The following is a 4108-nucleotide window of genomic DNA, read 5'->3' as shown; positions in this document are numbered from 1 at the left end:
ACCGCGCAGATCCTCGCCGACGGTGGCCATGTCGAACGCTCGCCGCAATTGATGCTGGAGTTGCTGCAGCATCTCATCGATTTGCGTGACGTCTACACTTCGGCCGGGATGAAGCTGCCCGACGGCCTTTCCATCGCCATCAACAATCTGGGCTCGGTCCTGCTGATGCTGAGCCATGGCGACGCGGTGCTGGCGGGCTTCAACGACACGCCGGAACTGGAACCCATCCATGTGCTGCAGGTATTCGAGCGCGCCGGCGATAAACTGCGCCCGCTCAACCAGCTGCCCTTGACCGGCTTCCAGCGCCTCGATCGCGGCAAGACGGTCGTCATCATGGATTGCGGGGCGCCGCCGCGCCACGGGCTCGACAGCCACGCCCATGCCGGCACGCTTTCCTTCGAGCTCAGCCATGATGACGAACGCATGATCGTCAATTGCGGCGCGCATCCGTGGAGCAAGGAATGGGGCCAGGTGCAGCGCACCACCGCCGCTCATTCGACGCTCATCGTCGACAACACCAATTCCGCGATGCTGCTGCCCCATGGTGGCTTGGCCCTGCGGCCGGAGATTGTCACCTGCCGGCGCGAGGAGACGGACGGGCAGATCTGGCTCGACACCTCCCATGATGGGTATGAGGAGGGCTTCGGCCTGGTGCATCGACGCAAGCTCTATCTCTCCGCCGACGGCCACGATTTCATGGGCGAGGAACATCTGGTGGGCCCCGGCGGCAACGCCTATGCCCTGCGCTTCCATCTCCACCCGCAGGTCTCGGTCAACGTCACCCAGAACGGCCAGACCGCCTTCATCAAGATGCCCAAGGGGTCGGGCTGGCGCCTCCGGGTCGACGGCGCCGATCTCGCCTTGGCTGAAAGCGTGCATATCGGCCTCGGCGGCCAGGTCCGCCGTTCCCAGCAGATCGTCGTCATCGGCACGATCGAGTCCGACCAGACCGAAATCCGCTGGCTCCTGCAGCGCGAAGGTGGGAAGAAATAGGGGCGGCCAAGGCCGTGTTTAACCGTAGTATTCTCGTCATGCCCGCACTTGGTGCGGGCATCCACGAGTTTGCGATAAAAAATTGGCAAGTCGTGGATGCCCGGGCCAAGCCCGGGCATGACGCATCAAGGTACATATAGAAAGTCAGGGGTGATTCCCCTTGCCACTCCCGGACTTGGGCTTTAAGCCCTCACGCCATCCACCCAGCCAGCCGGGACCCTGCTCATGCCCAATACCAACCGCCCCATCCGCCGCGCCCTCATTTCGGTCTCCGACAAGACGGGACTTGAGGAATTGGGCCGGTTTCTGGCCGATAAGGGGGTCGAAATCCTCTCCACCGGCGGTTCGGCCAAGGCCCTGGCCAAGGCCGGCATCGCCGTCAAGGAAGTGGCCGCCCATACCGGTTTCCCGGAAATCATGGATGGGCGGGTGAAAACCCTCCACCCGAAGATCCATGGCGGCCTGCTGGCGCGGCGCGATTCGGCCGAACATGTCGCGGCCCAGGTGAAGCACGACATCCCGGATATCGACCTGCTGGTCGTCAATCTCTATCCCTTCGCCAAGACCGTGGCCGCCGGCGGCTCCTGGGACGATTGCATCGAGAACATCGATATCGGCGGTCCGGCCATGCTGCGCGGTGCCGCCAAGAACCATGATTTCGTCAGCGTCGTCACCGATCCGGCCGATTACGGCAAGCTGATGGTCGAAATGGACGAGCAGGCCGGCGGCACCACATTGGCCTTCCGCCGCGCGCTGGCGCGGAAAGCTTATGCGCATACGGCCGCCTATGACGGTGCCATCGCCATGTGGATGAGCGCGCAGGCGGCCGATCCGCTGCCCGACAGCATCAGCCTCTCCGGGACCCGCGTGCAGATGCTGCGTTATGGCGAGAACCCGCACCAGCAGGCGGCCTTCTATCGGTCCGGTCCGGCGCGACCTGGCGTCGCCACCGCCTTGCAGCTGCAAGGGAAGGAGCTTTCCTACAACAATCTCAACGACACCGACGCTGCCTTCGAGCTGGTGGCGGAATTCGCGCAGCCGGCCATCGCCATCATCAAGCACGCCAATCCCTGCGGCGTCGCGGTGGCCAAGGACGAGAAGACCTTCGCCGCGGCCTATGCGCGCGCCCTGGCCTGCGATCCGGTCTCGGCCTTCGGCGGCATCATCGCGCTCAATCGCGCGCTCGACGCGGCAACGGCAACCGAGATCGTGAAGCTCTTTGCCGAAGTCGTCATCGCCCCCAGGATCAGCGACGAAGCCAAGGCCGTGCTTGCCGCGAAGCCCAATGTGCGCGTGCTGGAAACCGGCAGCCTGCCGGATCCGAAGGCACGCGGCCATGTGGTGAAGTCGCTTTCCGGCGGCCTCCTCGTGCAGGACCGCGATTTCGGCCATGTCGAGGAAGCCGATCTCCGCATCGTCACCAAGCGTGCGCCCACGGCTGCGGAAATCGCCGATCTGCTCTTCGCCTTCCGCGTCGCCAAGCATGTGAAGTCGAATGCCATCGTCTATGCCAAGGACGGCGCCACGGTCGGCATCGGCGCGGGTCAGATGAGCCGGGTCGATTCCAGCCGCATCGCCGCCTGGAAGGCGGATGAGGCAGCGAAGGCCGCGGGCGCTAAAGACAGCTTCGCCAAGGGTTCGGTGGTGGCCTCCGACGCCTTCTTCCCCTTCGCCGATGGCTTGCTGGCGGCGGCGTCGGCCGGCGCCACGGCGGTCATTCAGCCCGGCGGCTCGATGCGCGATGCCGACATCATCAAGGCCGCCGACGAGGCGGGCCTCGCCATGGTGCTGACCGGCATGCGCCACTTCCGGCACTGAGCGAGGAAAGCAAGGGCGATGTACAGCGAATCCGATATCGAATCCGCCGTCGCTGCCGGTGCCATCACGGCGGAAGCCGCGGCGGCGCTGCGCGATCATGTCGCCCGCAACCGGTCCACGGTGCTGGTCGATGAGGAGAGCTTCCGCCTTCTCACCGGCTTCAACGACATCTTCGTCGTCATCGCCATCTCGCTGCTGCTGGTGGCGCTGGCCTGGATCGGCACAGGCATCCACCCGGCTCTGGGCGGCGCTACGGTCGCGGCTGCGAGCTGGGCCCTGGCCGAATTCTTCACGCGCAAGCGGCGCATGGCGCTGCCTAGCATCCAATTGCTGCTGGCCTTTGTCGGCGGCGTTTTCTGCGCCGTCGGCGGCGCCGTCGTCGGGATCGGGCTGCTCGATACGCGAACGCACGCCTTGCTGATGGCGGGTGCCGCCGGTGCCGCCGCGATCGCCGCCTATCTCCACTGGCGCCGCTTCCATGTGCCGATCACGGTGGCGGCGGGTGCCATCGCAATGGTGGGTGTCGGGCTGGCGCTGATCTTCGTGGCGGTGCCGGGGCTCCTCGCTGAGATCCACTGGTTCGTGCTGCTGGGCGGGCTATGCCTCTTTGCCTTCGCCATGCATTGGGACATGTCGGACCGCGAGCGCCGCACGCGCCGCTCGGACGTGGCGTTCTGGCTGCATCTCGCCGCGGCCCCCATGATCGCGCACCCGATCTTCCTGCAGCTCGGCGTCTTCGGCGGCAACGTGTCGGCTGGCCGGGCCGCCATCGTGGTGGCGCTCTATATCGTCATGGCGCTGGTCTCGCTGGCCATCGACCGGCGCGCGATGCTGGTCTCAGCCCTCGCTTATGTGCTCTACGCCATCAGCGCGCTCTTTGAATCCTTCGGCGCCATCGGCATCAATGTGGCCTTGACCGCGCTGGTGATCGGCTCGGCGCTGCTGCTGCTCTCGGCCTTCTGGCATGTGGCGCGGCGCCGGGTGGTGCGGCTGCTGCCCACCGATTGGCAGGCGCGCCTCCCCGCCCTCGACCGGCCGGCGGTGACGCCCCAACCGCACTGAAACGAAAAACCCCCGATCGGCCGATCGGGGGTTTCTTCTTCTAGCCCTTGTAATGCCCCTCGGCCTTGAGGTCGGCCAAGGTCGCCTCGATGCCTTGGCGGAGCAGGCTGACCAGCTCGTCGATCTCCTCTCTGCTCAAGGTGAGCGGCGGCGAGATGACGTTCAGGGCACCCAAGGGACGGACGATCAGACCCAGCCTTTCGCAATGGTCGGAGATGCGCTTGCCGATATTGAC

3 protein-coding genes and 1 pseudogene are annotated in these 4108 nt (G+C 65.7%); 3 read left to right on the top strand and 1 reads right to left on the bottom strand.

Annotated features, from left to right (window positions below; translation table 11 throughout):
* The 3 genes from ACE3OA_RS21430 to ACE3OA_RS21420 all read left to right on the top strand — a co-directional run.
* A partial coding sequence (locus ACE3OA_RS21430; protein ID WP_374314671.1) for a heparinase II/III family protein occupies positions 1-993 on the top strand: 993 nt, incomplete at its 5' end.
* 225 nt (positions 994-1218) lie between these two features.
* Positions 1219-2811, top strand: coding sequence for a bifunctional phosphoribosylaminoimidazolecarboxamide formyltransferase/IMP cyclohydrolase (gene purH, locus ACE3OA_RS21425; RefSeq protein ID WP_374314669.1), 1593 nt, complete (start codon positions 1219-1221; stop codon positions 2809-2811).
* Positions 2812-2829: 18 nt separating this feature from the next.
* Positions 2830-3873 carry a hypothetical protein gene (locus ACE3OA_RS21420; protein WP_374314667.1) on the top strand — a complete coding sequence of 348 codons (1044 nt, stop codon included), beginning with the start codon at positions 2830-2832 and terminating at the stop codon, positions 3871-3873.
* A gap of 40 nt (positions 3874-3913) precedes the next feature.
* On the opposite strand, the pseudogene ACE3OA_RS21415 reads toward ACE3OA_RS21420, so the two are convergent.
* A pseudogene (locus tag ACE3OA_RS21415) lies at positions 3914-4108 on the bottom strand (hypothetical protein); the annotation flags it as partial.

The sequence above is a fragment of the Dongia sp. genome (assembly GCF_041906375.1).
GTDB lineage: Bacteria > Pseudomonadota > Alphaproteobacteria > Dongiales > Dongiaceae > Dongia.
Note: the sequence above shows the minus strand (reverse complement) of the source record. Positions and strands in the feature narration are given on the sequence as shown.

Bases quoted from the DNA above. Each gene is read 5' to 3' on its own strand.
- ACE3OA_RS21420 (WP_374314667.1), top strand. From the start codon at position 2,830: ATGTACAGCGAATCCGATATCGAATCCGCCGTCGCTGCCGGTGCCATC.
- purH (WP_374314669.1), top strand. From the start codon at position 1,219: ATGCCCAATACCAACCGCCCCATCCGCCGCGCCCTCATTTCGGTCTCC.